The following is a 25528-nucleotide window of genomic DNA, read 5'->3' on the forward strand; positions in this document are numbered from 1 at the left end:
TGTCTTCTTTATTGTACTATACTAGTGTATATACAGATAAAAAGGAGATTCTTATGAATACACGGAAAAAGACACAATTTATGACAATGACAGCCCTCTTAACGGCTATTGCGATTTTGATTCCAATTGTTATGCCCTTTAAGATTGTCATTCCACCTGCTTCCTATACGTTGGGTAGTCACATCGCTATTTTTATTGCCATGTTCCTGTCTCCCTTGATGGCTGTTTTTGTCATCCTAGCCTCTAGTTTTGGATTCTTGATGGCCGGCTATCCCATGGTTATCGTTTTTCGAGCTTTTTCCCATATCTTTTTTGGGACTTTTGGGGCTCTTTACCTACAAAAATTCCCCGATACCCTAGATAAACCAAAAGCTTCCTGGATTTTCAATTTTGTGTTAGCGCTTGTCCATGCCCTTGCTGAAGTATTAGCCTGTGTCCTTTTTTACGCAACTTCTGGTACCAATGTAGAAAATATGTTTTATGTTCTATTTGTACTAGTTGGATTTGGCACAATTATCCATAGTATGGTAGACTATACATTAGCACTAGCTGTCTATAAAGTGCTTCGAAAACGCCGTTAAAAAGGAAAAGCTATGACAAAAGATCGCAAACATGCTCTGCTCCAACTCTTGAGAGAAGCTTCTAAAGCCCTTAATGGCCAAAGTTTGGCGGAACATTTTCATGTCACACGTCAGGTCATTGTGCAGGACATTGCAATTTTGAGAGCCGATGGCGCTCCTATCCTATCCACCAATCGTGGCTACATCTATAAGCAAATTGAAACCAATCCTTATGTTCACAAACTTTTCAAAGTGAAACATGAAGTTGAAGAAATCGGTCAAGAACTCCTTGCTATCGTAGATAATGGTGGACGTGTTCAAAACACTTTGATTGACCATCCCGTTTATGGAGAAATCGAAACCTTGCTGAAACTGTCTTGTCGCCGAGACGTGCAACATTTTCTTGAACAAGTCGAGCATTCTGACTTTAGACCTCTGTCTGAATTGACAGATGGCATCCATTACCACCTAGTCGAAGCTGAAACACAACAAGACCTCCGCTATATCGAGGAGGCCTTGGATCAGCTAGGTTATTTAGTAAAGGATTAGAAAATTTTCTTTTCCCAATCGACTTCTGTACGGCGAGGGTAGAAAAATTCAGATTTGTCCGGAACTTCCATTATCTCCATCAAAGGTAGCATATCATAGGCCAGATCCAAGTTTGGAATCTGGTCTTTTTGCACCCAAGAAAGTTCTCCAAATCCAAAAGATTGAGACCTTTATATAGAATCAGCTATAGCAGGCTCTAAAGACTATCCGCTTGATTTTATATTGAAAAGCTTCTCCTTAATTTTTCACAATTTCGTTCCCTTAATTTTACTTTCGAGCAATAAACATACCATATTCTTTAGGAATAATTAACTTACCCTTATGAAAATGTACTTCCAATCTTTTACGAATGACTTTTTCTTCTAGCGAACCTATTTCTGAAATTCCTTTAAAGGATTGGATGTATTTAACTAGATCATCTATGCTAGTTACCTGTAACTCATCATCATAGAGTAATGTATCGACAGAGTTAAAATACCTACTCAGGTAGCTTTTACCATTTTGTAAAGTAAAAGTTTTATTTTCCAAATCTTGATTAACCTCATCTTTAAATAAACTTGCCAAATAATCTACAACTCCATTTTCACCAAATGTAGCACAGTAAAAAATTTCGCCTGTTTTTAAGACTCTATTCACCTCAGAGAGAGCTTTAGGAATATCATTCACATGATGTAGAAGCATATTAGCAATAACAATATCAAACGTTTCATCCTCAAAAGAAATCTTTTGAATATCCATTATCTCATAGTTAACATTGTCTCTATTTCCAATCACTGATCTCGTTGTTCTCACCATATCTTTAGAAAAATCTGTAATAACCAACTGCTTCATTTTATCTATAGAATCACTATTACTTTTCCACAGTTCTCCTGTACCACATCCCAATTCTAGAACCTTTACTTCATTAGTGATTTGGTAGTTGGAAAATATCCAATTATTAAATCCTAATTTATTTTTTGAATACTTCTTATGCAATTCTACTCGAATATCAAGATTATCATGACTTTTATATTGTTCAATTACTTTATCAATCATTTTCTGGTACTTCCTTTCATATTTGAAGATTATACCATAAAAATAAAACAATCTCCGATTTCAAAATTGAAGGTGGAGATTGTTCAAAATATAGATCGAAAAGAATAATAAGAAATTTAGAGATATTCAGTTGACTTACACCACCATACTTAGCCTATATTCAATACCTTACTTTAAAAGATAACACCTATCGACTAATCATAGAACTAAAAAATCTCTTTCTCCCAGCCATCTTCTGTACGGCGAGGGTAGAAAAATTCAGACTTGTCAGGAGCTTCCATCATTTCCATCAAAGGTAACATATCATAGGCCAGATCCAAATTTGAAATCTGGTCTTTTTGCACCCAAGAAACTTCTCCTTCATCTGAAGAGCGAAGGGTACCAGAGAACTCAGTCGCCTTATAGCAAAAAACAATGTAGCGCCCACCAGTATCCAGAGGCCAATTTTTAATGCCGACAAGTTGAGGATTTTGGATACTTAACCCTGTTTCTTCATATATTTCACGAATAACAGACTCTGCGAAAGACTCGCCATTTTCTACATGGCCTCCTGGAAAGGCATAACCAGACCAGCGATTGGTTTCAGGAGCGCGATACTGCATCACCACGCGCTGGTTTTCGAGGTCTTCAATCAGACAAATATTTGTTAAAATCGTTAATTGGGAACGGGACATATTTTCTCCTTTAAGTACTATTCTAATCCAACGTCTTGACTTCCAGCATCATATCACGTATCTGAGCTGCTAGTTCAAAGTCAAGCACCTCAACGGCTTCTTGCATTTGTTTTTCCAGTTTCTTGACGAGTTCTTTGCGTTCTTGTTTGTTAAGGCTATTGATATCGACTTCCTTGTCTTCTTCCTTAGAAACTGCCTTGGTCACAGCAATAAGGTCACGGATTTCTTTCTTGATTGTCTGAGGTACGATACCATGCTCTTCATTATAAGCCATCTGGATTTTCCGACGACGGGCCGTTTCATCGATGGCACGTTGCATAGACTGGGTTACGGTATCCGCATACATGATGACATGCCCTTCGCTATTACGAGCAGCACGACCAATGGTCTGGATGAGACCACGTTCGTTACGAAGAAAGCCTTCCTTGTCAGCATCGAGAATAGCTACGAGACTTACTTCAGGCACATCAATTCCTTCGCGCAGTAGATTGATCCCGACCAAGACATCAAAGACACCCAAGCGCAGGTCACGGATAATCTCTGTCCGTTCCAAGGTCTTGATATCCGAGTGCATGTACTTGACCTTGATGCCCATTTCTTTGAAGTAGTCCGTCAAGTCCTCTGCCATTTTCTTGGTCAAGGTGGTGATAAAGGTTCGCTCGTTCTTTTCAACACGGGCATTGATTTCACCCAAGAGGTCATCAATCTGTCCCATAGTCGGACGGACCTCCACCTCTGGATCCAAAAGACCTGTCGGACGAATGATTTGCTCAATCACTGTCTCGGTCTGTTCATTTTCATAGTCACCAGGTGTCGCTGAAACGTAAACAATCTGGTGCACATGACTTTCAAACTCCTCACGACGGAGAGGACGATTGTCCAGAGCAGACGGCAAACGGAAACCATAATTAACCAGCATCTCCTTACGCGAACGGTCACCATTGTACATACCCTTGATCTGCCCCATAGTCATGTGACTCTCGTCAATCATAATTAAGAAATCATCTGGGAAGAAGTCAAGCAGCGTATAAGGAGGCTCTCCTTCGCTCCGTCCATCCATGTGGCGAGAATAATTCTCAACCCCATTGGTATAGCCCATCTCGCGTAGCATTTCAATATCATACTCTGTCCGCTGTTTCAAACGTTGAGCTTCTAGCAATTTGCCTTCCTTCTCAAAGACTGCTAACTGCTCTTCTAATTCTGCTTGGATTTTCGCAATCGCAACTTCCATATGGTCGTCATTGGTCACAAAGTGAGTGGCTGGGAAAATCGCCAAATGATCCACTTCGCCAAGGACTTGACCTGTCAGAGCCTCAACTTCACGAATACGGTCAATTTCGTCTCCAAAAAATTCTACTCGAAAAGCATGTTCATCACGGGAAGCTGGGAAAATCTCCACTACATCCCCACGAACACGAAATCTTCCCCGTTGGAAATCAATATCATTACGCTCAAACTGGATATCTACCAAGTCATTCAAGAGTTTATCACGAGAAATTTCAAGACCTGGACGGAGACTAACGACACTATCAGCGTATTCCTTAGGCGAACCCAAACCATAAATACAAGAGACAGAAGCTACGACGATGACATCATTACGCTCCAGAAGTGCTGAAGTAGCTGAGTGGCGGAGCTTGTCAATCTCGTCATTAACAGAGCTGTCCTTCTCAATGTAGGTATCGCTAGAAGGCACATAGGCCTCTGGCTGGTAATAATCATAGTAAGATACAAAATACTCAACAGCATTCTCAGGAAAAAATTCCTTAAACTCCCCATAGAGTTGTCCTGCCAGAGTCTTATTGTGGGCAATGACCAGAGTGGGTTTATTGACTTTGGAAATGACCTGACTCATGGTATAGGTCTTCCCTGTACCAGTCGCCCCCATCAGAATCTGAGCTTTTTCACCTCCCTCGATATTATCTACCAACTGTTCGATAGCTTGAGGTTGGTCTCCTGATGGTTGATATTTTGATACTAGTTTAAATTGATTATCTGTAATGCGGTTAATCATAAGAATCCTCTCTCTATGTGCTATTCCTATTTTAGCATACTTGTAGCATTTTCACGCAGAAAAGGACGGACCGAAGTCACATCCTTTCATTTTCTTTCTTTAATTGATGAGCGAGATAGACAATCAGCAGTAGCAAGACCAGACTTGTCATGATAGATCCTTCTATCCCAAAAGAGCCACCTGATAGCCAATCTTGATTACCTTGTGGTAAAAAGGTCATCAGCGATGTTCCTGACGGCTGACCGCTAACCAAAATCCCAAAAAGATTTCCCTGAGCAAAATTCCAAGCGCCATGAATACCAGCAACACCCCAAACTGCATCTGTTTTGAGGAGGTAAAGAGCCATGGCAACTCCGAATAAAAAGAGATTCACTAGAGATAGAGGTGTTAGACCAGAATTGCCCATATGAAGCAGGGTAAAGAATAGGCTAGATATAAGAACAGCAAGTTTTAGATTGGTTCTTGAGGCCAATTGAGGAAGGAGCCAAGTACGGGCCACCACTTCTTCTGTTGTTCCCTGTAAAATCCAAAAAGGTATTGTAAATAAAGTAAAAGCTAGCGAATAAGGATTCAAGTGAATGGACTCAAAACGATATTGCCCTAATGCTACTAAACCTAACAAGGTCAGGAGAAAAAGTGCCAGGCCTAGACCAAATCCTTTCAGAAGACTGCTGAGGAAATTTTCTCTATAAAATCCCAAGGTTCGAATAGGTCTTTTCTCAACTTTTCTAGTCCATCTGAACACCGTGTTGAGAACAAAACCAAAGGCCAGCAATTCTAAAATTAAACGAAAATCACCTGTTTTATCCGTCAAGCTCTGATGCAAGGTCTGCAAGTAGGTTGCAAGATTTTGACCAGCCTCTCCAAAATTTCTAGCAAGTCCGATGAGAGCTAACAAACTAATACCATACAGAGTATAAGCCACAAACTCTCCTATGAAGACAAAAGCAAAGGCTAACAAGGGGCTTGTGTAAATGTTTAAACTCATTTTTGAAACTTGGAAGTCATTAAATATTCTTTTGTTCTTCATATCCCTGTCCTCTTTTCTTCTATCATATACTATTATTATAGCACTTTATAGTAGCAATTCAAGAAAGAAAAGATAAATGTTATATTTTCTGACACAAAAATATAAAAATTTGCCTTTTTTTAATTTTTCTGATATAATGGGAAAATATTCGGAAAAGGAGACTAAAAATGAAGAAAAAATTTCTAGCATTTTTGCTAATTTTATTCCCAATTTTCTCATTAGGTATTGCGAAGGCAGAAACGATTAAGATTGTGTCTGATACCGCCTACGCACCTTTTGAGTTTAAAGATTCAGATCAAACTTATAAAGGAATCGATGTTGACATTATCAACAAAGTCGCTGAGATTAAAGGATGGAATGTTCAGATGTCCTATCCTGGATTTGACGCAGCGGTCAATGCGGTTCAAGCTGGTCAAGCTGACGCTATCATGGCAGGTATGACAAAGACTAAAGAACGTGAAAAAGTCTTCACCATGTCTGATACTTACTATGATACAAAAGTTGTCATTGCAACTACAAAGGCACACAAGATTAGTAAATATGACCAATTAACTGGCAAAACCGTTGGTGTTAAAAACGGAACTGCTGCTCAACGTTTTCTTGAAACAATCAAAGATAAATACAGCTTTACTATTAAAACATTTGATACTAGTGATTTGATGAACAACAGCTTGAGTGCTGGTGCCATCGATGCCATGATGGATGACAAACCTGTTATCGAATATGCCATTAACCAAGGTCAAGACCTCCATATTGAAATGGATGGGGAAGCTGTAGGAAGTTTTGCTTTCGGTGTGAAAAAAGGAAGTAAATACGAGCACCTGGTTACTGAATTTAACCAAGCCTTGACTGAAATGAAAAAAGATGGTAGTCTTGATAAAATCATCAAGAAATGGACTGCTTCATCATCTTCAGCAGTGCCAACTACATCTACTCTAGCAGGCTTAAAAGCCATTCCTGTTAAAGCTAAATACATCATTGCCAGCGATTCTTCTTTTGCACCTTTTGTTTTCCAAAATTCAAGCAACCAATACACTGGTATTGATATGGAATTGATTAAGGCAATCGCTAAAGACCAAGGTTTTGAAATTGAAATCATCAACCCTGGTTTCGATGCCGCTATCAGTGCTGTCCAAGCTGGTCAAGCAGATGGTATCATTGCTGGTATGTCTGTCACAGATGCTCGTAAGGCAACTTTTGACTTCTCAGAATCATATTATACTGCTAATACTATCCTTGGTGTCAAAGAATCAAGTACCATTGCTTCTTATGAAGATTTGAAAGGAAAGACAGTCGGTGTTAAAAACGGAACTGCTTCTCAAACCTTCCTGACAGAAAATCAAAGCAAATACGGTTATCAAATTAAAACCTTCGCTGATGGCTCATCAATGTATGACAGTTTAAACACTGGTGCCATTGATGCTGTTATGGATGATGAACCTGTTCTCAAATATTCTATCAGCCAAGGTCAAAAATTGAAAACACCAATCCCTGGAAGTCCAATCGGAGAAACAGCCTTTGCCGTTAAAAAAGGCACAAATCCAGAATTGATTGAAATGTTCAATAACGGACTTGCTAACCTTAAAGCAAACGGAGAATTCCAAAAGATTCTTGATAAATACCTAGCTAGCGAATCATCAACTGCTTCAACAAGCACTGTTGATGAAACAACAATCTGGGGCTTGCTTCAAAACAACTACAAACAACTCCTTAGCGGTCTTGGTATCACTCTTGCTCTAGCTCTTATCTCGTTTGCTATTGCCATTGTCATCGGGATTATCTTCGGTATGTTTAGCGTTAGCCCATACAAATCTCTTCGCGTCATCTCTGAGATTTTCGTTGACGTTATCCGTGGTATTCCATTGATGATTCTTGCAGCCTTCATCTTCTGGGGAATTCCAAACTTCATCGAGTCCATCACAGGCCAACAAAGTCCAATTAACGACTTTGTAGCTGGTACCATTGCCCTATCGCTCAATGCAGCCGCTTATATCGCTGAGATCGTTCGTGGTGGTATTCAGGCCGTTCCAGTTGGTCAAATGGAAGCCAGCCGAAGCTTGGGTATCTCTTATGGAAAAACCATGCGTAAGATTATCTTGCCACAAGCAACTAAATTGATGTTGCCAAACTTTGTTAACCAATTCGTTATCGCTCTTAAAGATACAACCATCGTTTCTGCTATCGGTTTGGTCGAACTCTTCCAAACTGGTAAGATTATCATCGCCCGTAACTACCAAAGTTTCAAGATGTATGCAATCCTTGCTATCTTCTATCTTGTAATTATCACACTTTTGACTAAACTAGCGAAACGCTTAGAAAAGAGGATTCGTTAATGGCAAAATTAAAAATTGATGTAAATGATTTACACAAAAGCTACGGAAAAAATGAAGTTTTAAAAGGAATCACAACTAAGTTCTATGAAGGAGATGTTGTTTGTATCATCGGTCCTTCAGGTTCTGGTAAGTCAACCTTCCTTCGTAGCCTTAATCTTCTAGAAGAAGTTACGAGCGGTCACATCACTGTGAACGGTTATGACTTAACTGAAAAAACAACCAACGTTGACCACATCCGTGAAAATATCGGAATGGTGTTCCAACATTTCAATCTCTTCCCACACATGTCTGTTTTGGACAACATTACTTTTGCTCCTATTGAGCACAAGTTGATGACTAAGGAAGAAGCTGAGAAATTGGGAATGGAGTTGCTTGAAAAGGTTGGGCTAGCAGATAAAGCTAATGCTAACCCAGATAGCCTATCAGGTGGTCAAAAACAACGTGTGGCTATCGCTCGTGGACTAGCAATGAATCCAGACATCATGCTCTTTGATGAACCAACTTCTGCCCTTGACCCTGAGATGGTTGGAGACGTACTGAACGTTATGAAGGAATTGGCTGAGCAAGGCATGACTATGATTATTGTAACCCATGAGATGGGATTTGCTCGTCAGGTTGCCAACCGCGTTATCTTTACTGCAGACGGTGAGTTCCTTGAAGACGGAACACCTGATCAAATCTTTGATAACCCACAGCACCCACGTCTGAAAGAGTTCTTGGACAAGGTCTTAAACGTCTAAGCTCAAACTGTAAGGATTTCCTTGCAGTTTTTTTCTATCTCGTATTGGATTTTTTGATTTTTCGGAAAATTATGTTAGAATTAAGTTTATGAAATGAGGTTTCCTCATACCTAGCAAGACTAGGAATAAAAATAGAAATTAGGTAGCTAGATGTCATCTAAGGTTATTGTTACAATTTTCGGTGCGAGTGGAGACCTGGCTAAACGCAAGCTCTACCCTTCCCTATTTAGACTATATAAATCCGGCAATCTTTCCGAGCACTTCGCCGTTATTGGAACTGCTCGTCGTCCTTGGAGCAAGGAATATTTTGAATCTGTTGTAGTCGAATCTATCCTTGATTTGGCAGATAGTACCGAACAGGCTCAGGAATTCGCTAGCCACTTCTACTATCAAAGTCATGATGTCAATGATACAGAACACTACATTGCTCTACGTCAATTGCAGGCTGAACTTAATGACAAGTACCAAGCTGAACACAACAAGCTCTTCTTCTTGTCTATGGCTCCTCAATTCTTTGGAACCATTGCCAAACACCTCAAGTCTGAAAACATAGTAGATGGTAAAGGTTTTGAACGCCTAATCGTTGAGAAACCATTTGGTACAGATTACGCAACTGCAAGCAAGTTGAATGACGAACTCCTAGCAACATTTGACGAAGAACAAATTTTCCGTATCGACCATTATCTTGGTAAGGAAATGATTCAAAGTATCTTTGCAGTTCGCTTTGCAAACCTGATTTTTGAAAACGTTTGGAACAAGGACTTTATCGACAATGTGCAAATTACTTTTGCAGAGCGTTTGGGTGTAGAAGAACGTGGTGGCTACTATGACCAATCTGGTGCCCTCCGTGACATGGTACAAAATCATACTTTGCAACTTCTTTCTCTCCTTTCTATGGATAAGCCAGCCAGCTTCACAAAAGACGAGATTCGTGCTGAAAAGATTAAGGTCTTTAAAAACCTCTATCATCCAACTGATGAAGAACTTAAAGAATACTTTATCCGTGGTCAATACCGTTCTGGTAAGATTGATGGCATGAAATACATCTCTTATCGTAGCGAGCCAAATGTTAATCCAGAATCAACAACTGAAACTTTCGTATCTGGTGCCTTCTTTGTGGACAGTGATCGCTTCCGTGGTGTTCCTTTCTTCTTCCGTACTGGTAAACGTCTGACTGAAAAAGGAACTCATGTCAACATCGTCTTTAAACAAATGGACTCTATCTTTGGAGAACCACTTGCTCCAAACATTTTGACCATCTATATTCAACCAACAGAAGGTTTCTCTCTTAGCCTAAATGGGAAGCAAGTAGGAGAAGAATTTAACTTGGCTCCTAACTCACTTGATTACCGTACAGATGCGACTGCAACTGGTGCTTCTCCAGAACCATACGAAAAATTGATTTATGACGTCTTAAACAATAACTCAACAAACTTTAGCCACTGGGATGAAGTTGGTGCGTCATGGAAATTGATTGACCGTATCGAAGAACTCTGGTCTGAAAATGGTGCCCCACTTCATGACTATAAAGCTGGAAGCATGGGACCTCAAGCAAGCTTTGACTTACTTGAAAAATTCGGTGCCAAATGGACTTGGCAACCAGATATCGCCTATCGTCAAGATGGTCGTTTAGAATAAAAAAATTTCCTGCAAGTTTGTGCCTTGCAGGATTTTTGATTCTGATTAGATTAAGCCTTCCAAGAGACCCTTCATAAAGTTTTCTGAGTTAAACTCTCCAATATCATCTATTTTTTCACCAAAACCAATCAATTTTACAGGAATATTGAGTTCTTCTCGGATAGCTAGAACAACACCACCTCGAGCAGTTCCATCAATCTTAGTCAAGACAATTCCTGTTAAAGGAGTGATTTTTGAAAATTCTTTGGCCTGTACAAGAGCGTTTTGACCTGTTGATGCATCAAGTGCTAAGAAGGTTTCATGGGGTGCTTCTGGCACAACACGTTTGATGATACGACCAATCTTTTCCAACTCAGCCATAAGATTGTCCTTATTTTGCAGACGACCAGCGGTGTCAATCATGAGAATATCAATACCTTCAGTCACGGCACGTTCCATGCCATCAAAGACCACGCTGGCTGGATCAGCTTTTTCAGGTCCAGTCACAACTGGAACGTCCACACGACGCCCCCATTCAGCAAGCTGGGCTACTGCTCCTGCACGGAAGGTATCTGCCGCAACCAGCATGACCTTCTTACCAGCTTGTTTGTAGCAGTGGGCTAGTTTCCCGATAGAAGTTGTTTTCCCGACACCATTAACACCGACAAAGAGCATGACTGTCAAGCCATCTTGGAAGTGGATACTTTCATCGTAGTTGCCATCCTTTTCATAAAGCTCAACCAATTTCTCAATAATAACACGACGAAGGGCGTCAGGTTTCTTGGCGTTTTCAAGCTTGGCTTCGTAGCGTAGCTCCTCTGTTAAGTTAGAAGCAACTTGGACACCAACGTCACTCATGATCAGCAGTTCTTCTAGTTCCTCGAAAAATTCTTCGTCAACAGAGCGGAAATTAGCAAAGAAGGCGTTCAAGCGAGCACCGAAGCCTGTACGAGTTTTCTTAAGGCTACGGTCATATTTTTCCTGAATAGTTTCTTCTACCTGAGGCGTTTCTGCTTCAAGAACTTCAGAACTATTTTCTTCTACAGTTTCTTCGTGTTCAGAATTCTCTTCATCTGAGACTTCTTCTGAGTTTGTCAATTCTTCTATTTCTTCTTGATGAACCTCAACAACTGGCTCTGAATCCTGACTTTCTTCAACTGTGTCTTGATTAGCCTCTTCTTCGAGCAGAGCTTCTTCAGAACTTTCAACTTCTGCTTCTTCTTGAATAATTCCCTCAGCTTCTGTTAAGGCAGGCTCAACATCTTCAGACAAATCAAGATTTTCCAGAGCTTCTTTTACAACTTCTTCGATTTTAGGTTCTTCTTTTTTTCCGAATAGACGGTCAAATAATCCCATATCTTAGTTCTCCTTTAGCACATATTCTTCGATAGACCAGGCGACAGCATCTTCATCGTTGGTCATTGGCGTCACTACATTTGCGACTGCCTTGACTTCAGGAACAGCGTTTTGCATGGCAACACCAAGCCCTGCCCATTCAATCATAGAAAGGTCATTAGCCTCATCACCACAGGCCATGACTTGGCTTTGGTCGATTCCAAGATGGCTGATTAGTTTTGCCAAACCTGTTGCTTTATGAACATTCTTTGGTGACCACTCTAGCAACATTTCACGTGATTTAAAGATTTCATATTGGTCAAACAATTCTGGAGAAATCTTCTGAATGGCTGCATCCAAGGGTTCTTGAGCAAAGGCAGTCACGCACTTATTGTAGGTCATTTGACTAGACAAGTCTTCAAAGTCCACTGGAACAAAGGTCAATGCTGGATTGAATTTGGCATAAAGACTTTCTTGGTCAGATTGAATTTGATAAACTGTTCCTTCTGAGATAGCGTCAAGAGGCAGTGATAATTTCTCTGTTTCTTCATACAAGCGTGCCACATCATCATATGAAAAGACTGTTTTATCAAGGATCTCACCTGTATTTTTCTGAACTAATCCACCATTAAAAGTAATCGTATACTCATCTTCGTGGCCGTCAGTTCCTAGCTCATGGAGAAAGAAATCCATAGCTTTTAAGGGACGACCAGTTGTCAATACGACCTTGATGCCACGATCACGTGCAGCTTTCAGGGTTGCCTTGGTACGATCCGTCAGCTTTTTATCAGTAGTCAGCAAGGTCCCATCTAGGTCTAATGCAATTAATTTTATATCTGCCATTATAATCCCTCCATATAAGCTATAACCGACTGGTCCTTATGGTGACCAATCACAATCTCTGCTAATTCTAAAATTTCTGGTCGTGCATTCTCAGGAGCTACTGGATGTCCCACAACCTGCATCATATGCAAATCATTAAGATTATCTCCAAAACCCATGACCTGATCCATTGTGATGTCAAGTTTTTTAGCTAATTCAACAATAGCCACACCCTTATCGACATAGTCCAGAACAATATCAATAGATTCAAAGCCAGTTGTCATGGCCTTAACACCAGGAACATGTTCATTGACCCAAGCTTCACCAGCTTCCAGCGTTTCTTCTGTGAAGTTGGTTGTAAATTTGAAAATGTCATCTGTGATATCTTCCAAACTTGCTACTTTTTGGATATTTTCATTATAGTGCTGACTCACTTTTAAATAGGTCTCATCAACCGTATCTAGCACATAAGAGCCTTTTTCCCCCGTCAAGAGCAGTTTATTGATATCTACATAAGGTGAAGTTTGTAGCTTTTCAAAAGTTGCCAGATAAAACTCACGAGACATGGTCGCTTCATACAAGTCTTGACCTCGATATTCTACCAAACTACCATTTTCCGCAATGAAAATAATATCATCACGAACATCAGCAAATAATTTTTCTAAAGATAGAAATCCTCGACCCGAAGCCACCGCAAAATAAATCCCTTTTTCCTTGTAGGAAGTCAAAAGAGACTTGAGGCGGTCCATATCAAAGCGCCCATTCCCATCTAGGAAGGTTCCGTCCATATCCGTTGCTACTAGTTTAATTGTCATCCTTCAATACTTTCTAAATCTTTTAACTTAACTGAAACAATTTTTGAGACACCTGATTCTTGCATGGTCACTCCATAGATAGAATCGGCCGCTGCCATGGTTCCCTTACGGTGGGTTACGACGATAAACTGGCTGTCCTTGTCAAAGCGGTTTAGGTAATCCCCAAAGCGTTTGACATTGGCTTCGTCCAGCGCAGCCTCTACTTCATCCAAGATAACAAACGGGATAGTCTTAACTCGAATGATAGAGAAAAGCAAAGCAAGAGCCGATAAGGCTTTTTCCCCACCACTCATGAGGTTGAGAGACTGAATTTTCTTACCTGGTGGTTGGACAGAAATCTCAACCCCAGCTGTCAGCAGGTCTCCCTCAGTCAAGATCAGGTCCGCCTGACCTCCGCCAAACATCTGCTTGAAGATCACTTTAAAGGACTCACGAATAGCCTCAAAGGTTGATTTAAAGCGTTCCTTGACCTCATCATTCATTTCTGTGATGGTCTCAAGAAGTAGATTTTTCGCTGATAAAATATCATCTCGCTGGCTATTTAGGAAATCCAGACGGTTGTGGACTTCTTCGTACTGTTCAATAGCATCCAAATTGACAGGCCCCAGTGAGCGAATAGCCTTCTCCAAATCCTTAACCTCTTGCTCTGCCAGATTGAGATTTTCCAATTCATGCGCCTTTTCTAGAGCTTCAGTATAGCTAATCTGGTACTGGTCTGTTAATTGACTTTGTAGATAGCGCAAGCGCTCGCTGACCTTTTCTTTCTTGGCTTCAGCACGTGTTTGCTTGCGAATCCACTCTTCATTCTGCTGGCGAGCCTGGTCCAAATGACTGGCAATATCATCCAACTGACCTTCTATATCATCCAATTCAAATTGCTTGCGAATCAAACCTTGTTGGAGATTTGTTTTCTGAGATTTGGCTTCATCAGCCTGTTGACTGAGCAAATCCGTATCAACTTTCTCAATATTATCAACCTTTTCTTGAAGAAGGCGCTGGATTTCCTCTTGATCGATATTCAGGTTGTCCAATTCCTTGCCTAAACGCTCAATATCAGCTACTTCATAACGCTTTTGTCCTTGCAGTTCTGTCTTAAACAAGCGAGCTTGTGCTACCTCTTCCTGCAAGTTTTGATAGCGTTCTTGAATGGCGTTTTTGTTAGACTTAATCTCTTCAATCTCAGCCTCCAGATTTTTCTTGTCGCTGGCGATAGTAGTAAGGCGCTCTTGGCATTTTTCCTTATCCGCTTGACAATCTCCCTCAGAAAGACGATTTAATTCCTCTTCTTGGAGTTTCCAAAGAGTTTCCAGTTCCTCAACTTGCTGACTAGTCTGCTGATAAGCGAGGGACAAGCCCTGCTCCTGAATACGAGCCTGCTCTCCCTGAGATTTGATGGCTTCTAATCTTTCTGTCAATGAAACCAGTTCATCTTGCAAGGTCTTCAAACTCGCTTCATCTGAACGCAAACTTGCTTCTTCTTCAGCGATTTCTTTTTGTAATTGCTCCAATTCTGGCTTGATAAAAATACTGTTATTCTGGCGATTGGCTCCACCTGCATAGGAACCACCAGTGCGCAGCTCTGTCCCATCCAGTGTCACCATGCGCACCTGATAACGAACCTGGCGCGCTGCTGCACGCGCATGTTCTACAGTATCAAAAATAGCTGTTGTTGCTAGCAAGTTCTTGAAAATAGCTTCCAGTCTAGTATCAAAAGTAACCAGCTCATCAGCCATACCCAGAAATCCTGGACTTGTAGCAATAGCCTCTTGGTTCTGACTAGAAATCGTACGCGTCTTGATAGTGGTCAAAGGAAGGAAAGTCGCACGACCAGCTCTATTTCGTTTGAGGAAATCAATCGCCTTGGTTGCCGCCTCTTCATCTTCTACGATGATATGCTGACTGCTGGCTCCAAGCGCAATCTCTAGAGCAGTTTGATAATGCACATCAAAGGTCAGATGCTCACTGACTGCCCCAATTATTCCACCTAGACGATCTTTCTCTTGGAGAACACTCTTGACACCTGCATAAAAGTTACTATGATTTCTTAGGATATTTTCCAAACTTTGGGCTCTAGCCTGCTTGTTTTTGAGACTATCTAGACGGTCAAAGAGTTGACTTTGTTGAACCTGATAGGAAGTTTTCTGCTCCTCTTGCTCCTTAGCACAGACTTGATAGTCGGCCAATAATTTCTGAACCTGCTCCTTGGCAGTTTCAAGCTCAGCCTTTTGCTGACCAGCCTTCTCTTTAGCTGTAGCCAACTGTTCTTTCAGCTTTTCTAATTGATCGGCTTGTTTTTGAGAAAGCTGACGACTGTTCTCCAGTTCATTTTCTATTCGTGTCAACTGGTTTGAGACATCCGCTTCTTCTTGTAAAAGAGCGACAAAGCGTTCACGTAAAATCTCAATCATCTGATCAGGATTATCTGAAAAAGCCAGCAATTCAGCTTCTAAACGATTGAGTTTTTGATTATTTTGGATTAGATTTTCTTCCAAGAGGGCTAAAGAGCTTTCTTTATCAGATTTTTCTTGGCTGAGTGAATTTCTCTTATCCTCTAAAGCAGCCAAACGGGCTTGTGCTTCCTGTTGATTCAGGGCTACTTGCTCGGACTCCAGTTTCGATAGGGCTAATTTTCTCTCTAAATCACTGATTAGACTAGTCAAATCCATCAAACTGCCTTGGTCTTTGACCATTTCAGCCTGTAAATCTTGGCGTTCTTTTTTAAGATTCTGATTTTCTTCTTCTAATTTTTCACGCTTTTGGTAATAACTAGTCAATAGTTCCTGAACCTGAGCCAACTCTTCTTCTGTCGACTCTAGTTCAGCCTTATTTTCCTTGATTTGAGCAGCCAAAACATCCAAGTAAATAGCCTTACGTTGACCTTCCAAATCTAGAAACTTACGAGCATTCTCAGCTTGTTTCTCAAGAGGCTTGATTTGATTATCCAACTCGTAGATAATGTCTTCAAGACGGTCTAGATTGTCCTGAGTTTGCTGCAGTTTGCTCTCAGTTTCTTTTCTGCGAGTCTTGTATTTTAAAACTCCAGCAGCTTCTTCGAAAATGGCACGACGTTCCTCAGGCTTGGAGTTGAAAATCTCCTCAACCTTCCCTTGGGAAATGATGGAGAAGGAATCTCGTCCCAAACCTGTATCCAAGAAAAGATCATGAATATCACGCAAACGGACTTTCTTACCGTCAATCTTGTATTCGCTATCTCCGCTACGATAGATATGGCGTTCGACCCTGATTTCTTGACCAGCATCCTTGATAAATCCGTCATGATTATCCAGAGTCACAATTACAGAAGCATAATTGAGCGGTTTGCGACTTTCGGTCCCAGCAAAGATAACATCCGGCATCTTGCCACCACGTAGGCTCTTAACACTGGACTCTCCCAAGGCCCAACGCAGACTTTCTGTAATATTCGACTTTCCAGATCCATTGGGTCCAACAACTGCCGTCACACCTTGGTCAAAGACGACCTTAGTCTTGTCAGCAAAAGACTTGAATCCCTGAATTTCGATTTCCTTTAAATACATGAATCCAGCCCTTTCTCAACGGCATTTTTGGCAGCTTCCTGCTCTGCTAATTTCTTAGAACGACCTTGACCTTGACCAATGCTCTTACCTTCGACAAGAACTTCTACATCAAAGACCTTATCGTGAGCAGGACCCGTTTCAGAAATCACCTGATAACGAATAGCCACATCACCATTGACCTGAAGTAACTCTTGAAGATGGGTTTTGTAGTCTGTAATCATCTCAAATTTGCCTGCTTCAACTTTGGGAATCATGACTTGGTAGATAAATTCCTTGACCTTTGCCACATCCTTGTCCAAAAGAAGGGCACCAAGAAAGGCTTCGAAGGCATCACCAAGAATGGTATCACGATTACGACCCCCAGACTTTTCTTCCCCTTTACCAAGTTTGATAAACTGGTCAAACTGGCAATCACGCGCAAAGCCAGCCAAACTCTCCTCGCGGACAATCATGGCACGAAGTTTGGACAAGTCCCCCTCAGGCTTCTTAGGATATTTTTTATACAGATATTCTGAAATCAATAACTGTAGAACAGCGTCTCCTAAAAATTCCAAGCGTTCATTGTGTGAAATTTTTAAGAGGCGGTGCTCATTGGCATAACTCGTATGAGTAAAGGCAGTTTCCAGTAAGTTTTTGTCTGCAAATTCGATTGCAAAATGGTTCTTTAGTACAGTTTGTAATTCTTTCATACCAACCTCTTTCTAACTGATAACAGTCCTTTTTATTATATCAAAAAAAGCCCCCTGAGTCACTTTAAAACGGGACTGGAGAGGATTTGGATATTCATTGAAATGAGATTTTCAGTTTTATACTGAGCAAACTAGGAAGCTAGCCGCAGGTTGCTCAAAGCACTGCTTTGAGGTTGTAGATAAGACTGACGAAGTCAGCTCAAAACACTGTTTTGAGGTTGCAGATAGAACTGACGAAGTCAGTAACATACCTACGGCAAGGTGACGCTGACGTGGTTTGAAGAGATTTTCGAAAAGTATTAGAGTCAAATTTGAGACAGTGTAAAGAAAAAAGCCCTATTTAAAGGCTTTTTAGGATATTTACATCCACCCTGAGGGAATCGAACCCCCATCTCAAGAACCGGAATCTTACGTGATATCCATTACACTAAGGGTGGAAACTTGTTTTATTATAACAGAAATTTGCTCTAATAACAAGTTTTTTTCTGGCCATATAGCCCGTCTTAGTGGGAAGCATCCCCATTCCAGATAGAGTTTTTCACGATAACATAATCAACGTGTTTAAGGTCAGCAACCTTGCGTCCACCTGCATAAGAGATAGCACTTTGCAAGTCCTGCTCCATCTCAGTAAGGGTGTCTTGCAAATGCCCTTTAGCAGGCAGTAAGATGCGCTTACCCTCCACATTTTTATATGCTCCTTTTTGATATTGAGAAGCTGAACCATAGTATTCTTTGAATTGTTCGCCATCGACTTCAATCGTCTTTCCTGGGCTTTCGATGTGTCCTGCAAAAAGGGAACCAATCATGACCATGCTAGCACCGAAACGGATAGACTTGGCAATGTCGCCATGAGTACGAATCCCACCATCAGCGATGATCGGTTTACGCGCGGCCTTAGCACACCAGCGTAGGGCAGCCAATTGCCAGCCACCTGTACCAAATCCAGTCTTTACCTTGGTGATACAAACCTTACCAGGACCGATTCCAACCTTAGTGGCATCCGCTCCAGCATTTTCCAATTCACGAACAGCTTCTGGTGTTCCTACGTTACCAGCAATGACAAAAGTATCCGGCAATTCTTTCTTGATGTGTTGAATCATAGAAATCACGCTATCCGCATGACCGTGAGCGATGTCAATCGTGATGTACTCAGGAGCATCAGCCTTGAGCTGGCTAACAAAGTCATACTCGTAATCCTTGACACCAACAGAAATGGAAGCAATGAGCCCTTGATCGTGCATGCGTTTGATAAAAGGAATGCGCCCAGCCTCGTCAAAACGGTGCATAATGTAAAAGTAACCGCCTTTAGCTAGTTGCTCTGCTACATTCTCATCCAAAATCGTCTGCATATTTGCTGGCACAACAGGTAGTTTAAAAGTGTGTTTTCCAAACGTAATACTTGTATCCGCTTCTGAACGGCTTTTAATGACACATTTATTTGGGATCAACTGAATATCTTCGTAATCAAAAATTGGAAATTCATTTAACATATCGATGTCTCGTTTCTTTTGTAATGACCTACCTATGCTCGCGCATCACCACGCCTTTTCCGACGTTTCCTTAATTAATTATAAACTAAAGTACAGTTTTTGTCAAATAATTTTATACATTAAATCATATCGTTCGGATTTTACTTACAAAAAATAGAACAAAGAGGAGAGATTATTTTCTCTCCACTTCTTCTCTATCCTAATAATACTCACCCTGACGGTAGTCCCATGAGTTAAAGGTATCTGACAGGTGCATCATAATCTTATCAATGTCAAGCCCTTTGCGGATCACAACTGGAGCTGGTGAAGTTGAACGCGCTCCGCCTTGTTCTGGGATAAGTTTGCCGTCTTTATCAACCATAGAAACCATCACACCTTGCTCGTAGCGAGTTTCAATCGTTTTGTCAGGTTGGATAGATGCCACATAGTCGTCTGCCTCGATGACAAGATCCACTGCTCCTTCGATACGTTCTCCGATTCCTTCTACCTTACCACGATTTCCTTTTCCAGATGGGTTTGCAGATGAGGCATAAACCATTTTACCTTCTTCCCAAAGTTTGGCAGCTAATTGTTCACCAGCTTTCCCGAATTTGATAACAAAACAGCTAGTACCACGCACATCAGTCATGAGTTCTTCACGGCCATCACCATACGCTTTAAGTTTTTCAAATGCTTCTGGTTTCCAAGGAAGGATACAACCAAGGAGAATGTCTTCGTCCCAATGTTTTTGGTAAAAGGCTTCAATTTCTGGGTTGAGTTGTGCTAAAGTGCGAAGCTCATCCATGCTACCGCAGAGAACAACACCTGGTTTGTTACGATTGCGTTCTTTAGCTGCGAACTTACGCTCAAGCCCTGCCTTATCGCTAGTCATGATGATGTAACCAACTTTAGTAGGGCAAACAATACAACCGCCCTCACCTTTTAAAATGTCATATCCTTCTTGTGAAAGTGTTCCGTTCCATTGAATGTGTTTTGTCATAGTTCTATTTCCTTTTCTATATTTCTTCTAATCCTGCCAGTAGGCTGGTCTTTGTTTTTCATATGCAGCAATCAAGTCTTCATACTGCAAAGTAATACCGATATCATCCAAACCATTTAAGAGTTTGTGTTTCCATTCGCTATCTATTTCGAAAGTGAATTCTCCAACTAGTGAGATGATTTTTTGTTGCTCCAAGTCCACAGTTACCTGATCGCTTGGTTTCAATTGGGCTAGTTTCTCTCTAACCTCTCTGGGCTGAACAATAGGCAACATGCCATTATTGAGTTCATTATTGTAATGAATGTCCCCGAAAGATCCTGCAATCACGACCTTAAAACCATAGTCTGCTAAGGCCCAAGCTGCATGTTCCCTCGAAGACCCTGCCCCAAAGTTATCCCCTGAAATGAGGATACTGGCTTTACGGTATTCAGGTCGGTTAAAGACAAAGTCAGGATCCTCAGTGTAGTTATCGTCCAGATAACGCCAAGCATACATGAGATACTTACCAAAGCCTTTCTTATCAATCAACTTGAGAAACTGCTTGGGTAGGATTTGGTCGGTGTCGATGTTATCATTCATGAGAGGAACGGTCGTTCCTGTATAAACTGTAAATTTCTCCATATCCTCTCCTTACTGGGCTTCTGGCATTTGCCGAACATCTACGAAGTGCCCTGCGATAGCTGCAGCTGCTGCCATGGCTGGACTGCAGAGATGGGTCTTAGCACCAAAACCTTGTCTGTCTTCAAAGTTGCGGTTGCTGGTTGAGGCGCAGTGGACACCATCAGGGACCTTGTCTGGATTCATCCCTAGGCACATAGAGCAACCTGGATTTCTCCACTCAAAGCCAGCATCTAGGAAAACTTTATCCAAACCCAATTTCTCCGCAGCTCGTTTAACAGGGCGAGAGCCTGGAACCACGATAGCCGTTAAGTTAGGAGCAATTTTCTTTCCTTTGACAAATCGAGCAGCCAGCTGTAAGTCACTGAGACGAGCATTGCTACAAGACCCGATAAAGATATAGCCTAGTTCAATATCCGCTGGCTTTTGACCAGGCTCCAAGTCCATGTAATTATAAGCGCGCTCATCATTCATATCCTTAATTTCTGGGAATCTACTGTCAAAGTCAACCCCCATAGCAGGGTTGGTTCCCCAAGTAACCATAGGAGCTAGGTCTGAGACATCCATCCGGATAACTTTATCGTAAATAGCATCATCATCGCTGACAATTGTTTTCCAATCAGCCACAGCCTCCTCGAAATCTTCGGGAACACATTCCCGTCCCTTGAGATAGTCATAGGTGGTTTGATCTGGATTCATGATTCCCATCTTAGATCCAAACTCGATGGACATATTGCAGATGGTCATTCGCTCTTCCATGCTCAGTGCATCAATAGCTTGTCCACGATATTCCACCACATAGCCAACACCACAGGCAACGCCGTACTTGGCAATCAAGGCGAGAATAAAATCCTTGGAGTAAACTCCCTTTTGTGGAACTCCTGTGAATTCTACCAGCATTTTCTTAGGTTTAACTTGCCAGAGGGTCTGGGTAGCAAAAACATGCTCGACCTCGCTGGTCCCAATCCCAAAGGCGATCGCTCCGAAAGCTCCGTGGGTTGCCGTATGGCTATCCCCACAGACGATGAATTTTCCTGGTTGGGTCCGTCCTGTTTCTGGACCAACCATGTGAACGATCCCCTGCTTTTCAGAACCGTGAGCAGCATGTTCGATCCCAAATTCTTCAACATTTTCAGCTAGCTTATCAATTTGAGCCTTGGAAATGACATCTCGAATATCGTAGATATTGACCGTTGGTACATTGTGGTCAAAGGTTCCAAATGTCAAGTCTGGTCGTCTCAATCTACGACCTGCATCTCGCAATCCTTGAAAAGCCTGAGGACTGGTCACTTCATGAATATAATGCTGGTCCACATACATGAGTTGGGGCTGCCCCTCTTCTCCCGTGATGACATGACGGTCCCATAATTTATCAAAAATCGATTTTCCTGCCATCCATTACCTCCAAATAAAATATAAGGCTACTAGTGTGGTTATCATCCCGAGAAACCAAACCGTTTTAAAGTACCATTTTCTAGTCTTGTGATGAAAGATGATTCCTGCCAACCAGGCACCAAAACCACCACAAGTAAAGGCTAAAATGAGTAAGATTTTCTCTGGGATGCGCCAAGCACCTCTTCTTGCCTTGGATTTGTCAATGCCATAAATCAAGAAAATCAGCAAATTCCAAATCAAGAGAGCAAGCGTGATTCCTTCATTTATCTTCATAATCTTTCAATGATGGCTTCTGTCATTTCCTTAGTCGAAGCCTGTCCCCCAATATCTCTTGTTAAAATGCCAGCCGCTAAACTAGCTTCAACAGCACGCTCGATACGCTCTGCATCCTCAAAACGTCCAAAACTATCTCTCAGCATCATGGCTACTGATAAAATCATGGAAATAGGATTGGCAATTCCTTGACCTGCAATATCAGGCGCTGAACCGTGAATAGGCTCATAAAGACTTGGCCCCTTTTCAGAATGACTGGCTGATGGCATGACACCAAGTGTGCCTGATAGAACACTCGATTCATCAGATAAGATATCTCCGAAAAGATTCTCTGTCACGATAACATCGAACTTGGCAGGATTGGTAATCATAAGCATGGCAGCTGAGTCCACCAGCTGGTGTTCCAAGGTTACATCTGGGAAATCCTGCGCGACTTCCTCAGCTACTTTCCGCCAGAATTTTGAGGTCGCTAGAACATTTTGCTTATCGATACTAGTAACGATTTTTCTGCGACTTCTTGCGATTTCAAAGGCCTTACGAATAATCCGCTCCACTTCCTCATAGCTATAGTCATTGATATCACGCGCTTTTTGCTCTTCAAGGATATGATCTCCAAAGTAAATCCCACCAGTCAACTCACGCACCACGACAAAGTCTACACCAGCAATTCGTTCTGGTTTGAGTGGTGACAAATGCTTGAGACTATCAAAGATTTTTACCGGGCGAATATTGGCATAGAGATTGAGTTCCTTACGGAGAGCCAGCAGGCCTTGTTCAGGGCGAACCGCTGCTCCATCATACTGAGGACTACCGATAGCTGCTAAGAGGATAGCATCTGCTTCCCTACTTGCCTTGAGGGTTTCATCAGGTAAGGGATGCCCTGCAGCATCAATACCTGCACCTCCGAAGGGTCGTCTGTCAATCTCATAGTCAAAACCTGTTTTTTCAGCTAGAGCTTCCAGAACCTCTAAACCAGCCTCCATGATTTCTGGGCCAATTCCGTCCCCTGCTAGAGCTACTATTTTCTTTGTCATAGCCTTCTCCTTTACACACTAGGCATATTGCGATAGGAAACGCTGCGTCCCATCTCACCAGCATTCTCTTTTTGAACAAAGGTATTAGCGTTAATATAGGCAATAGCCGAAGCCTTCAGCACATCGAAATCAATACCTGCTGCATTAAAGATGGTTTCTGTATCTCTGTTTTCAACAGTGACCAAAACCCGAGCCTGGGCATCGATCCCATCTGTTACAGCGTTAATAGTATAGGATACCAAGCGGACAGATTGGTTAAAGAACTTATCGATAGCGTTAAAGATTGCTTCAACGGAACCTTGCCCTGTCGCATTAAATTCGACTTTTTCACCATCCATATTGGCTAGGCTAACAAGCGCTTCAATGTCATTATCTGCATGAGTTTGAAGTTGTAAATCATCAAAATGGAAGCCTTCTGGATTTTCAACCATGGTTCCAGCTACCAGAGCTCGAATATCTGCATCTGTGATTTCTTGTTTCTTATCTGCCAGAGCCTTGAACTTAGCAAAGAGTGGTTTGATATCCTCTTCTGTAAAGTCTAGGGCCAATTCTCTTAGTTTCTCAACAAAGGCATGGCGACCAGACAATTTACCAAGCGGAAGGCTATTACTCTTAACACCAACCAATTCAGGTGTGATAATCTCATAAGTAAGAGGATTTTTAAGGACTCCGTCTTGGTGAATACCAGATTCGTGAGAGAAGGCATTACCACCAACCACAGCCTTGTTTTTAGGAACTGGAATACCAGAGAAGCGAGAAACCATTTCAGAAGTATTGATGGTTTCATTTAAAACAATACTGGTCTCTGCTTGGTAGTAATCTTGTCGAATATTGAGAGCCACTGCAATTTCTTCTAAAGCAGCATTTCCAGCTCGCTCCCCAATACCGTTGATAGTTCCTTCGACTCGTCCTGCCCCATTCTTGACAGCAGCAAGGCTATTTGCCACTGCCATTCCAAGGTCATCGTGACAGTGAGGCGAATAGATAATCTGACGATCTGTCTTAACATTCTCAATCAGGTGTTTGAAGATAGCTCCGTACTCTTCTGGCGTGGTGAATCCAACCGTATCAGGGATATTGATATAAGACGCCCCTGCATCAACCGCTGTTTGAACAACTTGCAAGAGGAAATCCAACTCTGTTCTAGTTGCATCCTCAGGAGAGAATTCGACCACTTCAAACTTAGAACGTGCATAGGAAACATGCTCCTTAATAGCTGCCAAAATCTCTTCCTTGCTCTTATTAAGTTTATACTTACGATGAATGGGACTGGTAGCGATAAAGACGTGAACCTGTGGATACTTGGCGTCCTTGAGGGCCTCGTAACAAGCATCAATATCAGACTTGACCGAACGCGCCAAACCAGTCACCGCTGTTTTCTTCAAGACCTTAGCAATCTCCTGCACTGCCGTAAATGAGTCTGGACTAGCCGCTGGAAAACCAGCTTCAATTGCTGAAATGCCCCATTTCTCCAGTTGCCTTGCGATGGCAATTTTTTCTTTGATTGAAAAGTTAACACCCGGCGTCTGCTCTCCATCCCGAAGGCTGGTATCTAGAAATTCAACTGTTCTCATAAGATTTCCCCTTTTCCAAATGTGGTTTTAAAAAAACATCTCGCTTAGAAGTCCAAGCGAGATGCTGATTCACTCCCGCTTGGTAAGCCAAACAGGACTAATGCTTTTTGCACTAGCCCGAGTACCTCAACAACAAAGCAAATTGATTAAACTTAGCTGTTTTCATGTTTGACTTTCTCCTTCGTTTGATATCTTGTTTAGTATTTTAGCATAGACAAAATTACTTGTCAAGAAAAAAATCCAATATTTTCTGAAAATTTCTTCAGTATAGAATATTTAGCTAATTGAAAGTTCTTGAAAGCCCTTGAAATATAGTAGGTTGAAATAAGATGTGAACAAATTGATTAGGAAAGTCAAATTAATGTATAGAAATATTTTAACAACCACGGCGTACTATTCTAGATTCAATCCACTATATT

Annotated in this window: 21 protein-coding genes, 1 tRNA gene and 1 pseudogene; 5 read left to right on the forward strand and 18 right to left on the reverse strand. The window is 41.5% G+C overall.

Annotated elements, in window-relative coordinates:
- Positions 1-53 precede the first annotated feature (53 nt).
- Positions 54-581, forward strand: a complete 528-nt coding sequence (locus tag FGQ53_RS02475) for an ECF transporter S component (protein ID WP_101784782.1) — start codon at positions 54-56, stop codon at positions 579-581.
- 12 nt (positions 582-593) lie between these two features.
- Positions 594-1109: a transcription repressor NadR gene (locus FGQ53_RS02480; protein ID WP_101784780.1), complete on the forward strand. Its 516-nt coding sequence runs from the start codon at positions 594-596 to the stop codon at positions 1107-1109.
- Here FGQ53_RS02480 and FGQ53_RS02485 read toward each other — a convergent pair.
- The 5 genes and pseudogenes from FGQ53_RS02485 to FGQ53_RS02505 all read right to left on the reverse strand — a co-directional run.
- Positions 1106-1258, reverse strand: a pseudogene (locus FGQ53_RS02485) (NUDIX hydrolase); the annotation flags it as partial. The gene FGQ53_RS02480 and the pseudogene FGQ53_RS02485 overlap by 4 nt on opposite strands.
- Positions 1259-1376: 118 nt before the next feature.
- The gene (locus FGQ53_RS02490; protein WP_138335496.1) at positions 1377-2144 is read right to left on the reverse strand and encodes a class I SAM-dependent methyltransferase; all 768 of its coding nucleotides are present in this window, start codon (positions 2142-2144) and stop codon (positions 1377-1379) included.
- 206 nt (positions 2145-2350) lie between these two features.
- Entirely contained in the window at positions 2351-2818 is a 468-nt protein-coding gene (locus tag FGQ53_RS02495; protein ID WP_138335498.1) for an 8-oxo-dGTP diphosphatase, read from the reverse strand.
- A gap of 22 nt (positions 2819-2840) precedes the next feature.
- On the reverse strand, positions 2841-4829 hold the full coding sequence (uvrB, locus tag FGQ53_RS02500; RefSeq protein ID WP_138335500.1) for an excinuclease ABC subunit UvrB: 1989 nt from the start codon (positions 4827-4829) through the stop codon (positions 2841-2843).
- Between the two features lie 76 nt (positions 4830-4905).
- On the reverse strand, positions 4906-5859 hold the full coding sequence (locus FGQ53_RS02505) for a CPBP family intramembrane glutamic endopeptidase (protein WP_138335502.1): 954 nt from the start codon (positions 5857-5859) through the stop codon (positions 4906-4908).
- Between the two features lie 167 nt (positions 5860-6026).
- Here FGQ53_RS02505 and FGQ53_RS02510 point away from each other — a divergent pair, with 167 nt between their 5' ends.
- From FGQ53_RS02510 to zwf, 3 genes are all read left to right on the forward strand, one after another.
- The gene (locus FGQ53_RS02510) at positions 6027-8192 is read left to right on the forward strand and encodes an ABC transporter substrate-binding protein/permease (RefSeq protein WP_138335504.1); all 2166 of its coding nucleotides are present in this window, start codon (positions 6027-6029) and stop codon (positions 8190-8192) included.
- Complete coding sequence (locus FGQ53_RS02515; RefSeq protein WP_138335506.1) at positions 8192-8932, forward strand: amino acid ABC transporter ATP-binding protein; 741 nt, start codon at positions 8192-8194, stop codon at positions 8930-8932. Before FGQ53_RS02510 ends, FGQ53_RS02515 begins: the two co-directional genes overlap by 1 nt.
- Positions 8933-9082: 150 nt before the next feature.
- Positions 9083-10570: a glucose-6-phosphate dehydrogenase gene (gene zwf, locus FGQ53_RS02520; protein ID WP_138335508.1), complete on the forward strand. Its 1488-nt coding sequence runs from the start codon at positions 9083-9085 to the stop codon at positions 10568-10570.
- Between the two features lie 45 nt (positions 10571-10615).
- Here zwf and ftsY read toward each other — a convergent pair whose 3' ends face one another.
- The 13 genes from ftsY to FGQ53_RS02585 form a co-directional block, all read right to left on the reverse strand.
- The gene (gene ftsY, locus FGQ53_RS02525) at positions 10616-11905 is read right to left on the reverse strand and encodes a signal recognition particle-docking protein FtsY (protein ID WP_138335510.1); all 1290 of its coding nucleotides are present in this window, start codon (positions 11903-11905) and stop codon (positions 10616-10618) included.
- 3 nt (positions 11906-11908) lie between these two features.
- Positions 11909-12727 carry a Cof-type HAD-IIB family hydrolase gene (locus FGQ53_RS02530; protein WP_138335512.1) on the reverse strand — a complete coding sequence of 273 codons (819 nt, stop codon included), beginning with the start codon at positions 12725-12727 and terminating at the stop codon, positions 11909-11911.
- Positions 12727-13521, reverse strand: a complete 795-nt coding sequence (locus FGQ53_RS02535; RefSeq protein ID WP_138335514.1) for a Cof-type HAD-IIB family hydrolase — start codon at positions 13519-13521, stop codon at positions 12727-12729. The genes FGQ53_RS02530 and FGQ53_RS02535 overlap by 1 nt, the downstream gene beginning before the upstream one ends.
- Positions 13518-17057 (reverse strand): chromosome segregation protein SMC, encoded by a 3540-nt coding sequence (gene smc / locus FGQ53_RS02540; protein WP_138335516.1) that lies wholly within the window; start codon positions 17055-17057, stop codon positions 13518-13520. Before smc ends, FGQ53_RS02535 begins: the two co-directional genes overlap by 4 nt.
- Positions 17048-17746, reverse strand: coding sequence for a ribonuclease III (gene rnc / locus FGQ53_RS02545; protein WP_138335518.1), 699 nt, complete (start codon positions 17744-17746; stop codon positions 17048-17050). Before rnc ends, smc begins: the two co-directional genes overlap by 10 nt.
- A 365-nt stretch (positions 17747-18111) precedes the next feature.
- A tRNA-Arg gene (locus tag FGQ53_RS02550) sits at positions 18112-18183 on the reverse strand.
- A gap of 66 nt (positions 18184-18249) precedes the next feature.
- Complete coding sequence (locus tag FGQ53_RS02555; RefSeq protein ID WP_000931191.1) at positions 18250-19236, reverse strand: GMP reductase; 987 nt, start codon at positions 19234-19236, stop codon at positions 18250-18252.
- Positions 19237-19435: 199 nt separating this feature from the next.
- On the reverse strand, positions 19436-20215 hold the full coding sequence (locus FGQ53_RS02560; protein WP_049546504.1) for an L-threonylcarbamoyladenylate synthase: 780 nt from the start codon (positions 20213-20215) through the stop codon (positions 19436-19438).
- A 27-nt stretch (positions 20216-20242) separates the two neighbouring features.
- Positions 20243-20836 (reverse strand): 3-isopropylmalate dehydratase small subunit, encoded by a 594-nt coding sequence (gene leuD, locus FGQ53_RS02565; protein ID WP_138335520.1) that lies wholly within the window; start codon positions 20834-20836, stop codon positions 20243-20245.
- A gap of 9 nt (positions 20837-20845) precedes the next feature.
- Positions 20846-22228, reverse strand: coding sequence for a 3-isopropylmalate dehydratase large subunit (gene leuC, locus FGQ53_RS02570; RefSeq protein WP_138335522.1), 1383 nt, complete (start codon positions 22226-22228; stop codon positions 20846-20848).
- Positions 22229-22231: 3 nt separating this feature from the next.
- Positions 22232-22501, reverse strand: a complete 270-nt coding sequence (locus FGQ53_RS02575) for a DUF1294 domain-containing protein (protein ID WP_138335524.1) — start codon at positions 22499-22501, stop codon at positions 22232-22234.
- Positions 22498-23535 (reverse strand): 3-isopropylmalate dehydrogenase, encoded by a 1038-nt coding sequence (gene leuB, locus FGQ53_RS02580; RefSeq protein ID WP_138335526.1) that lies wholly within the window; start codon positions 23533-23535, stop codon positions 22498-22500. Before leuB ends, FGQ53_RS02575 begins: the two co-directional genes overlap by 4 nt.
- Positions 23536-23546: 11 nt before the next feature.
- Entirely contained in the window at positions 23547-25109 is a 1563-nt protein-coding gene (locus tag FGQ53_RS02585; RefSeq protein WP_138335528.1) for a 2-isopropylmalate synthase, read from the reverse strand.
- Between the last annotated feature and the right edge of the window lie 419 nt (positions 25110-25528).

Origin of the sequence: Streptococcus mitis (genome assembly GCF_005844455.1) — a bacterium.
Taxonomy (GTDB): domain Bacteria; phylum Bacillota; class Bacilli; order Lactobacillales; family Streptococcaceae; genus Streptococcus; species Streptococcus mitis_BF.

Excerpts from the sequence above, each read along its gene's own strand:
- leuD (WP_138335520.1), bottom strand. The coding sequence starts at position 20,836 with ATGGAGAAATTTACAGTTTATACAGGAACGACCGTTCCTCTCATGAAT.
- leuB (WP_138335526.1), bottom strand. The coding sequence starts at position 23,535 with ATGACAAAGAAAATAGTAGCTCTAGCAGGGGACGGAATTGGCCCAGAA.
- FGQ53_RS02530 (WP_138335512.1), bottom strand. The coding sequence starts at position 12,727 with ATGGCAGATATAAAATTAATTGCATTAGACCTAGATGGGACCTTGCTG.
- rnc (WP_138335518.1), bottom strand. The coding sequence starts at position 17,746 with ATGAAAGAATTACAAACTGTACTAAAGAACCATTTTGCAATCGAATTT.
- FGQ53_RS02535 (WP_138335514.1), bottom strand. The coding sequence starts at position 13,521 with ATGACAATTAAACTAGTAGCAACGGATATGGACGGAACCTTCCTAGAT.
- smc (WP_138335516.1), bottom strand. The coding sequence starts at position 17,057 with ATGTATTTAAAGGAAATCGAAATTCAGGGATTCAAGTCTTTTGCTGAC.
- FGQ53_RS02505 (WP_138335502.1), bottom strand. The coding sequence starts at position 5,859 with ATGAAGAACAAAAGAATATTTAATGACTTCCAAGTTTCAAAAATGAGT.
- FGQ53_RS02575 (WP_138335524.1), bottom strand. The coding sequence starts at position 22,501 with ATGAAGATAAATGAAGGAATCACGCTTGCTCTCTTGATTTGGAATTTG.
- FGQ53_RS02555 (WP_000931191.1), bottom strand. The coding sequence starts at position 19,236 with ATGTTAAATGAATTTCCAATTTTTGATTACGAAGATATTCAGTTGATC.
- FGQ53_RS02515 (WP_138335506.1), top strand. The coding sequence starts at position 8,192 with ATGGCAAAATTAAAAATTGATGTAAATGATTTACACAAAAGCTACGGA.
- ftsY (WP_138335510.1), bottom strand. The coding sequence starts at position 11,905 with ATGGGATTATTTGACCGTCTATTCGGAAAAAAAGAAGAACCTAAAATC.
- FGQ53_RS02510 (WP_138335504.1), top strand. The coding sequence starts at position 6,027 with ATGAAGAAAAAATTTCTAGCATTTTTGCTAATTTTATTCCCAATTTTC.
- FGQ53_RS02585 (WP_138335528.1), bottom strand. The coding sequence starts at position 25,109 with ATGAGAACAGTTGAATTTCTAGATACCAGCCTTCGGGATGGAGAGCAG.
- FGQ53_RS02490 (WP_138335496.1), bottom strand. The coding sequence starts at position 2,144 with ATGATTGATAAAGTAATTGAACAATATAAAAGTCATGATAATCTTGAT.
- uvrB (WP_138335500.1), bottom strand. The coding sequence starts at position 4,829 with ATGATTAACCGCATTACAGATAATCAATTTAAACTAGTATCAAAATAT.
- FGQ53_RS02495 (WP_138335498.1), bottom strand. The coding sequence starts at position 2,818 with ATGTCCCGTTCCCAATTAACGATTTTAACAAATATTTGTCTGATTGAA.
- FGQ53_RS02475 (WP_101784782.1), top strand. The coding sequence starts at position 54 with ATGAATACACGGAAAAAGACACAATTTATGACAATGACAGCCCTCTTA.
- FGQ53_RS02480 (WP_101784780.1), top strand. The coding sequence starts at position 594 with ATGACAAAAGATCGCAAACATGCTCTGCTCCAACTCTTGAGAGAAGCT.
- zwf (WP_138335508.1), top strand. The coding sequence starts at position 9,083 with ATGTCATCTAAGGTTATTGTTACAATTTTCGGTGCGAGTGGAGACCTG.
- leuC (WP_138335522.1), bottom strand. The coding sequence starts at position 22,228 with ATGGCAGGAAAATCGATTTTTGATAAATTATGGGACCGTCATGTCATC.
- FGQ53_RS02560 (WP_049546504.1), bottom strand. The coding sequence starts at position 20,215 with ATGACAAAACACATTCAATGGAACGGAACACTTTCACAAGAAGGATAT.